The following is an 8,546-nucleotide window of genomic DNA, read 5'->3' on the forward strand; positions in this document are numbered from 1 at the left end:
CTGCTGCTCCTTGAAAGGTCGTCCGCCCCGTCATGAGCGCTGCGGGCGGTCTGGGGTACTGCGCCCACCGTGCCGTGGGCGGCGGGGCGCGGGCATCGGTAGCCGGTCCCCACCTTTCCCGCGGGGCGGGCGGCCCTGTCCCCCGTAAGGCCGCCTCCCTGGTGCGGTGTGCGGCGGCCGGCGGCGGGCAGGGCGAGCCGCGCGGTGTCCGGGGCGTACGCGCGGGGGCGGGAGGACGGAGGGGGGCGGGGGTGCGCGCCCTCGGGAATGGGGGTGTGCCCGGGTGCGACCCGCAGGAAGTGCGGGCGCGGGCCCGTGAAGTGGGGGGTGCAGCGGGCCGTACCGGCGTGCGCAGGCGTAAGTGCGGCGCTCCCCCGGTCCTGTCCGGGGACGCCGGGATCCCGGTTCGACCTGCGTGTTTCCCCGTCCGGGGGCGTCTGCGCGCACGCGGTACCCACCGGTGGGGCGCAGCCCGCGCAGAATATGGGGGCCGCTTCCCCATGTGGGGGCCGCAGGGGGTCTGCGAACTTCTTTCCCGTGACCGAGACCACCAGCCTCCCGACTCCCCGGAGCGCCTGCCTGCCACTCGCCTGGTGGGCTCCGGCGCTGTCCCTCGCGGAACGGCTCGCCGCCCCCGGACTCCCGGTGGCGCCCGCCGCTCCGGGGGCCACCGGGCGCGCCCCCTGGGCAGCCGGTGACGCGGAGGGCTTCGCCCTGCGGCTGGCCCACCTCGGGGTGGACGGTGCCACGGCGGCGGCCCTGGCGGCGGAGCCCGCCGAGCGGCTGGCCGCCCGGACGGTGAAGCCCCGCTGGGCGGCGTACGTGGAAGCGGTCCTGGACGCGGACGCCGAGGACACGGCGGAGCCGGTGGTGCCCGGTGAGGGACCCGATGCCTTCGCACCGGTCGTACGCCCGGTCGTCGCCGCGGCCTCCGCCCGGCTCGCCGAGCTGCTGCCCGGCGTCCCGACCGCCGAACGAGCCGTCTGGCGGGGCGCGTTCGAGTGCCGGCTGACCCACCACCTGGTCCGGCAGGCCGCCCGCACGCTGGTCCACGAGCTCGACCTGGCCCGGCGCGCCCGGCGCCTGAGCGGCGCCGGCCCGCGCGAGCGGTTCGCCTCCTTCGTCGCCGCTGCCGGCACCCGCCGGGGGCTGGGCAGCCTGTTCGCCGCCTACCCGGTGCTCGCCCGGATGCTCGGGCAGAGCGCGCTGGACGCGACGGAGGCGACGGCCGAACTGGTGGCGCGCTTCCACGCCGACCGGGACGCCCTGACCACCACCCTCCTCGGCGGTCGCGCCCCCGGGGCGCTCACCGGGGTCGACCTGGGCCGCGGAGACGCCCACCAGGGCCACCGGTCCGTGGCGGTCCTGCACTTCGCGAGCGGCGAGCGGCTGGTGTACAAGCCCCGGCCGCTCGACCAGCACGCCCTGCTCGACGACCTGGTCGCCTGGCTCAACGCCAAGGTGCCCGGCCTGGCGCTGCGCACTCCGCGCAGCCTGCGCCGGAGCTCGTACGGCTGGCTGGAGTTCGTCGAGCACCGCTGGTGCCGGTCGGTGGCCGAGACCGACGCCTTCTACCGGCGCCAGGGAGCGCTGCTGGCGCTGCTCTACGCGGTGGACGGCGCCGACATGCACTACGAGAACGTCATCGCCTGCGGTGACCAGCCGGTCCTGGTGGACGCCGAGACGCTCCTGCACACCGGGCTCCCGCAGCCCATGACGGCGGGCGCCGACCCGGCCGCCGACGCCCTGCACGCCTCGGTGCACCGCACCTGTCTGCTGCCCCACCTGCTGATCGGCGAGCACGGGGCGCTGGACATCTCCGCGCTCGGCCGGTCCACCGACGGCACGTTCCCGAGCGAGGGCCTGCACTGGCAGGACAGCGGGCGGGACACCATGCGGGCCGTGCGCGCGCCGCTGCTCAGCCCGGCCGCGCAGAACCAGCCGCTGCCCGCCGGCCGCCCGCTGCAGGGCGCCGACCACCGGGCGGCCCTGCTGGAGGGGTTCCGCACCGCGTACGCGGCGATCGCCGCCGACGGCGGTGAACTGCTCGGCGAGGACGGCCCGCTGGCCTCCCGCGCCGGCAGCCCGGCCCGGCTCATCGCCCGTTCCACCCGCCTGTACACGACGCTGCTGGAGGAGTCCGCCCACCCCTCCCTGCTCGGCGACGCGCTCGCCCGGGAGAGCGTGTTCGCGGTGCTGTGGACCGAGTCCGAGCACGACGAGGTGCGCCGGCGGCTCATCGAGCACGAGACGGCGGACCTGTGGCGGGGGGACGTCCCCCTGTTCGCGCACCGGCCGTCCGGTACGGGGGTCCGGGCGGCCGAGGGCACCTGGCTGGCGGGAGTGCTGCCGGTGGCGAGTCTGGCGGCGGTGCGGGAGAAGATCGCCCGGATGGACGAGGTCGACTGCCGCGACCAGGAGTGGATCATCGCGGCCACGCTGGCGGCACGGGGCACCGGTTCGCCGCTGGACCGGCCCCGCTCCGAGCTGGCGGTGGCGCCGGTACCGGCGGTGGCGCCCGAGGCGTCCCGGCTGCTCGCCGCCGCGTGCGGGATCGCCGACGAGCTCGCGGCCCGCGCGGTACGGGACGGCGGCCGCACCAACTGGCTCGGTCTGGAACGGGTTTCCGGCCCGCACTGGGCGGTGCTGCCGATGGGCGCCGGGCTCGCGCAGGGCTACTGCGGGGTCGCGCTGTTCCTCGCGCACGCGGACGCGCTGGTCGGGGCCGGCCGGTACGCCGACCCGGCCCGCGAGGCGGTCCGGCCGCTGCCCGGCCTGCTGAAGGCACTGGCCTGCGACCCCGAGCTGAGCGCGGCGGCGGGGCCCGGCGCCTACGACGGGCTCGGCGGCATCGTCTACGCCCTGGTGCGACTGTCGGGGCTGCTCGGCGAGGACCTGACGGGCTGTCTGCCGGACGCGCTCACCGCGCTCGGCCACGCCGTCGCGGCCTGCCCCGACCCGGGGCTCGCCGGCGGCACGGCCGGCGCCCTGGCGGCCGCCGTCGCGGCGCACGAGGCGACCGGCGATCCGGCGGCACTGCGGCTGGCGGACACGGTGGCGGACCGGCTGCTGACGACGGTGTCCGGCGCCGCGCAGGGCATGGCCGCGACGTACACGGCCGCCGGCCTCACGGGCAGCGCCGCGGACGCCGGCGTCGCGGGGGCCGTGGCGGCCGGTGTGCGCACCGGAGTCGCAAGCAGCGCCACCGGCAACGGCGGGCACACCGCGCGCACGGACACGGACGGCACCCCGGCGATCGACCCGACCGGTCTTGCGGGCGGGGCCGTGGCGGCCGGCGGGCGCACCGGGTTCGCGGACGGGGCCGCGGGGATCGGGTGGGCGTTGCTGCGGTACGCCGCCCGGCGGCCGGGACGTGCCGCCCGGCACACGGGGGTCGCCCACGCCCTGCTCCGCGCCGCGCTCCGGGGCGCGGGGGCCGCGCCCGCCGACACGTCCTGGGCCGACGGGCTCGCGGGCGTGGCGGCCGCCGCCGCCCGCCTTCCCGCCGCCCACCTTCCCCCGCGACCGGGTGCGCCCCGGCCGGCGGAGCGGCTGGCGGACGCCGAGGTACGCCCGGACCTGAGCCTGGGACAGGGCACCCTCGGCACGCTGGAGGCGCTGGCCGTCCTCGCCGGACAGGGCGACGCGACCGCCGCCGAGGCACTGAACCGGCGCAGCGGTCAGGTGCTCGCCCTCGTCGAGGCGCAGAGCCACCGATGTGCCACCCCCGATCACGTCCCCTCCCCCGGGCTGCTGACCGGACTGTCCGGCATCGGCTACGGACTGCTCCGCCTGGCCCGGCCCGAACACGTGCCGTCCGTCCTGCTCCTGGGACACCCCGGCCACTGACCGACCCACGTACCTGCGCTTCTCGGCACCACGGCACCGCTCCACCTCACACCGTGCGCATCCGCACGGGACACCAGAAGGGGATCACCGTCATGGACAAGCACCTCGCCACCACCGCCGCCGACGTCACCGAGACCGCCGCCGACGAGCAGGACGCGGCGGGCGGCGTCACGCTCAAGGGCCGCAACCGCGCCTGCGCCCGGGCCCGCGTACTGGCGGGGATGGTCCTGACCAGCGGCGTCGTCATCACGCTGAGCACCCTGGACACCTCGGTCTCCGCACCGAACTGACGGCCAGTCAGTACCGACACCGCGTGCGGCGCGGGCCCGTTCGCCGGGTCCGCGCCGCCGTGCTGCGTACGGGAGCCGGTGACGGAAGCGGCCGGGAGAGACCGGGAGCGGGCGACCTGCCGCAGATCAGGATATTCCGATTATCATCTGCGTCCATGCGTTCCCATGCGCCATCCCTGGTCGGGCGGGACCCCCAAATCGCCCTGCTCGAACGTGCCTTGACCGAGGCGAGGCAGGGGCGCGGCGGTGTCGTCTTCCTGGTCGGCGAGGCCGGTGTCGGCAAGTCACGGCTCGCGGCGGAGGCGGTGGGCCGGGCGCTGGACGCCGGGATGCGCGTCCTGCGCGGCCGCAGCAGCACCACGGGGCCGGCCGTGCCGTTCCGTCCCCTCACCGAGGCGCTGATGTCGCTGTTCCGCGGCGGCGAGCCCATGGACGACCTGCCCCTTGGCCCCTACCGCCCCGTCCTGGGGCGGCTGATCCCCGACTGGGACACCGGGGAACGCGAGAGCAGCTCCATGGTCATCCTGGGCGAGGCGGTGCTGCGTCTGCTGACCGCCGCCGGGCGCGGGCAGGGCCAGCTGCTCCTGCTGGAGGACCTGCACGACGCCGACCCCGAGACACTCGGGGTCCTGGAGTACCTGGTGGACAACCTGGAGTACTCACCCGTACTCCTGCTGGCCACGGTGCGCACGGACTTCAGCGAGGCGCTGGACCTCGCGCAGTCCGCCCGCCGGCGCGGCGTCGCGGCTCTGGTCGAGCTGCCGCCGCTGACCCGGCCCCAGGTGCACGGCATGATCGCGGCGCAGCTCGGTGCCGAGGGCCCGGACGAGGTGCCCGAGGCGGTCCTGCAGCGGCTGTGGGAGGACAGCGCGGGCAGCCCGTACCTGGTGGAGGAGCTGCTGCAGTCGATGATCGGGGCCGGGACGCTGGTGCAGGGGCCGCAGGGCTGGCGCGCGGTCGGAGATCTGCGCAGTGACGTTTCCTCGACGCTGGCGCGAGGCATTCTGCGCCGTATCGACCGGCTGGGCGCGCAGGGCCTGACCCTGTTGTCGGCCGCCGCCGTCCTTGGCCGGCGCTTCCCGCTCACCGTGCTGCAGCGTATGACCGGCGTCGACGACCGGGCCCTGCTCAGCCATCTGCACGCGGGCGTGGCGGCGCGGCTGGTCATCCCCGACGAGCCGGCTCCGGACTGGTACGCCTTCCGGCACTCCCTCACCGTGGAGGCGCTGTTCACGCAGATGACGCCGGGTCAGCGGGCGGAGCTGGCCCGGCGGGGCGCGGAGGCGGCCGAGGAACTGCACCCCGGCCTCGGCGGCGACTGGTGCGCGCTCGCGGCCGGGCTGCGGTGCGAGGCCGGGGACCGCATCGAGGCGGGGCTGCTGTTCGCGGAGGCCGGCGGCCGGGCCCTGGCGGCGGGCGCGCTGGGCTCCGCCGTGACCCTGCTCAGCAGCGCGGAGGGCCTGCTGGCCGAGGCCGGTGATCCGCAGGCGCGGGCGGAGGTGCTGGAGAACCTGCTGCCGGCCCTCGCGGAGGCCGGTGACTTCGCCCGCGCCTTCGAGCTGGCCGAGGACCTGCACGTGCTGAGCGGGTCCGGGCTGAGCCCGGCGCGCCTGGCCGCCCTGCACACCCGGCTGGCCAAGGTCGCCCACACGGCGGGGCGGTGGAGCGACGGCAACCGCCAGATCGTGCGTGCCCGCCAGATGCTGGCGAGCGCGCCGGACGAGGCGACGGCCGCGGCCGTCGACGTCACGGCTGCCTATCTGGCCCTGGACACTCCGGGGCCGGACCGCACCCAGCACGCGGAGAAGCTGGCCCGCTCGGCCGCCGACACCGCCGAGCGGTACGCTCTGCCCGTCGTCGCCTGCCAGGCCAGCGAGCTGCTCGCCACCGTGGCCAGGGAACGGGACCCCCAGGAGTCGCAGGCGATGCTCGAACAGGCCCTCGCCACGGCGGAACGCCATCGCCTGCCGCTGCAGCGCATGTACGCGGCCACCCGCATGGGCGGCAACGCCTGGCTCGCCGAGGGCGACACCTCGGGTCTGCTGGCGGCCCGCGCGGAGGCGCTGCGGCTCGGCTCGGTGCACCTCGTGCACACCGTGGACGGCATCCTCGTGCTGGACGCGGTGCTGCGCGGCGACTACGAGGGCGCCCGGGCGGCCGCCGCCGAATGCCTGGCCGTGGTACGGCGGCTGCGGCTGGCGCCCGCCGTGCGGTACGTCCTGATGGCGCAGTCCGTCCTGGAGGCACACCGCGGGGACCGTACGGCGATGTTGGCGGCGCTCGCCGCGTTCACCGAGTGGGACGGTGCCGGCTCGCAGGAGGAGCCGCTGTGCCTGGGTCTGGCCCGCGCCTTCTGCGCGCTGCTGGAGGAGGACCGCGAGCTGGCCCGTGCCGAGCTGCGGGCGGTGGTGGCGCTGGAGGCGGACAACCCCTCCACCTACCACCTCAGCGGCACCCATGGACTCGTCCTGCTGCTGGACGTGCTCGCCGGGGACGCGGACCGGGCCCGGCACGACGAGGTCACCGCCACCGCCGTCGCCCGGATGCGCTGGAACCGGCAGTTCGTGCTGCTCGCCGACGCCGTGCTGCTCGGCCGGGAAGGGGCGGGCGCGCGCGCCGCGGCGGCGGTGGAGTCGGCGCTGGCGCTGGCGCAGCCCTACCCGCTGGCCCAGCACCTGGGCCTGCGGCTGATCGCCGACGCGGCGCACCAGGACGGCTGGGGTGATCCGGTGGGCTGGCTGCGGCGCGCCGAACACCACTTCCACGAGCGGGACACGGCGGCCGTGGCGGGTGCCTGCCGGGCCGCGCTGCGCCGGCTCGGCGCTCCCGTGCACCAGCACCGCACCGGCACCAGCGGCATTCCCGACCAGTTGCGGGCGCAGGGGGTGACCGTGCGGGAGTTCGAGGTGTTCCGGCTGCTCGCGGAGCGGCTCGGCAACAAGGACATCGCCGACCGGTTGTTCATCTCGCCCCGTACGGCGGAGAAGCACATCGCGAGCCTGATCACCAAGACGGGGGCGGCCAACCGCGCGGACCTGTGCGCGCGGTCGGCCGCCCTGCGGTCCTCCTGAAGCCGGGTCAGGTCGTGTCCGCGAAGTCCCGTCGTCCGCCCGGAGGGCGGAACAGGCGGGACTTCGCGGACACGGCCTAGCGCATCTCGCGTACCGCGGGTGAGGCGAGGACGGCGAGGCCCGTTGCGGCGAGGACGGCGGCCACCACCGCGAACAGGGCGAGCGTGTCGATCCGTGCCAGTGCGCCGCACGCGATCAGTGACAGTGGGGCGGCCGCGTAGCCGAGGACCATGTCGACGGAGACGACTCGGCTGAGCACGTCCTGGGGGATGTTCCGCTGGATCCAGCTGAGTCCGAACACGCCCTGGAATCCGATGGCGAAGCCCATGGCGAGCACGGTCGCCACGACGGCCGCGGTGCTGTGCACCAGGCCCAGTACGGCCATTCCGGCGCCCAGCCAGCCCGCGAGAGCGGCCACCAGCAGGCCCACCCGGGGCCGGCCGCCGAGCGCGCCGCCGGCGAGCGTGCCGAGGATCGCTCCCCCGGCGAGGGATCCGTTGAGCACGCCGAGTGTGGCGGAGCCGCCCCGCAGCACCTGGTCGGCGAGGGTGGCGAAGCCGACCGTGAAGGGCCCGGCGTAACAGAAGTTGACGGCGGTGTCGAGGGCGACGATCGTCCGCAGCCGGGGGTCGCGGAAGGTGTAGGTGACGCCCTCGCGGATGCGGATGCCCAGGGGTGTGCGTTCTTTCGCCGCGCCGGTCTGCGCACGGCCGGCGCCGGGGCGGGTGCGGATGCTCGCCACGCACCAGCCGCACAGGGCGAAGCAGACGGCGTCGACGAGGAAGGCGACCGGCGCGCGGGTGACGGCGATGACCACACCGCCGACGGCGGGTCCGATGACGGCGGCGGTCCGGGCGCCGGTGCCCAGCAGCGCGTTGGCGGCGGTGAGCAGGTCCTTGTCGACGACGGAGGGCAGGATGGAGACGCGGGCGGGCTGGAAGAAGGCGTCGACGGCGCCGAAGGCGGCGGCCGCCGCGCACAGCGTCCCCACCGTCAGCTGCCCGCTCAGTCCGGCGAGTCCGACGCCCGCCATCAGTGCCGCCCGGGTCCAGCTGGAGGCGACCATGAGGGTGCGGGTGGACCAGGAGTCGCCGAGGGAGCCGCCCACCAGGGTGAGCAGTGCGCGGGGTACGGCCTGGAAGGCGAGGACGTAGCCGAGGGCGAGGGTGGAGCCGGTCAGTTCGAGGGTGATCCAGGAGAAGGCGACGACGCTGAAGCCGTCGCCGAGCAGGGACAGCGACTGTCCCAGCCACAGGAGCTGGAAGGGCCGCTGCCGAGCCGGTGCCCACAGCCGGGGACCGGCGTCGGCGAGAGTGGTGGCCATGGGGTGCCTTTC

The 8,546-nt window shown here is 76.1% G+C and carries 4 protein-coding genes; 3 read left to right on the forward strand and 1 reads right to left on the reverse strand.

What is annotated here, in order from left to right:
• The first annotated feature begins 537 nt into the window (after nt 1-537).
• From ACFYQQ_RS29255 to ACFYQQ_RS29265, 3 genes are all read left to right on the forward strand, one after another.
• Nucleotides 538-3,849 (forward strand): type 2 lanthipeptide synthetase LanM family protein, encoded by a 3,312-nt coding sequence (locus tag ACFYQQ_RS29255; protein ID WP_388905641.1) that lies wholly within the window; start codon nt 538-540, stop codon nt 3,847-3,849.
• A gap of 53 nt (nt 3,850-3,902) precedes the next feature.
• Nucleotides 3,903-4,139, forward strand: a complete 237-nt coding sequence (locus ACFYQQ_RS29260; RefSeq protein WP_355794254.1) for a hypothetical protein — start codon at nt 3,903-3,905, stop codon at nt 4,137-4,139.
• 155 nt (nt 4,140-4,294) lie between these two features.
• Nucleotides 4,295-7,210, forward strand: coding sequence for an AAA family ATPase (locus ACFYQQ_RS29265; protein ID WP_388905645.1), 2,916 nt, complete (start codon nt 4,295-4,297; stop codon nt 7,208-7,210).
• A 76-nt stretch (nt 7,211-7,286) separates the two neighbouring features.
• Here the strand turns inward: ACFYQQ_RS29265 and ACFYQQ_RS29270 are convergent, their stop codons facing one another.
• Nucleotides 7,287-8,534 (reverse strand): MFS transporter, encoded by a 1,248-nt coding sequence (locus tag ACFYQQ_RS29270; protein WP_356240262.1) that lies wholly within the window; start codon nt 8,532-8,534, stop codon nt 7,287-7,289.
• Nucleotides 8,535-8,546 lie beyond the last annotated feature (12 nt).

The organism is Streptomyces sp. NPDC005496 (assembly GCF_042872045.1).
In the GTDB taxonomy this organism is placed as follows: Bacteria; Actinomycetota; Actinomycetes; order Streptomycetales; family Streptomycetaceae; genus Streptomyces.